Annotated in this window: 1 protein-coding gene; it reads left to right on the forward strand. The window is 51.2% G+C overall.

Annotated features, from left to right (window positions below; translation table 11 throughout):
• Window positions 1–477 (forward strand): flagellar filament capping protein FliD (fliD, locus tag Q5762_RS37105; protein WP_315896716.1); only part of this gene is annotated, 477 nt, incomplete at both ends.

The following is a 477-nucleotide window of genomic DNA, read 5'->3' on the forward strand; positions in this document are numbered from 1 at the left end:
GCCGATACAGATAGCACTGTTGTCGTTGCCCAAGATAGCAATGCGATTCGTGAGCAAGTCACCTCCTTTGTAGACGCCTACAATACCCTAAAAGATACGGTTGGCTCGTTGACTGCTTACAACCCTGAAAGTGGCAGTGCTGGTGAGCTGAATGGTGATAGTGCCACTCGCACTGTCGAAAACACCCTACGACAAGCATTGAGCAGTAGCACGGGGGGCGATGGGTTCAATGTACTGTCAGACATTGGTATCTCACTGCAGCTAGATGGAACGCTAGCAATAGATGACGAGCGATTAGATGAGGTGATCGCCAACCAGCCAGATCAATTGGCAGGTTTCTTTGCGGGGGACACAAATGAGGGTGGCATGGCAGGACAGATTACATCAGCCGTTGAGCAGCTCATTGGAGAAGGCGGTCGACTTGGAAGCGCAATCAGCAGCTCAGAAAGCCGAATGGAGAGGTTGAACGACCGTTTT

This window comes from Streptomyces sp. P9(2023), assembly GCF_032436795.1.
Lineage (GTDB): Bacteria > Actinomycetota > Actinomycetes > Streptomycetales > Streptomycetaceae > Streptomyces.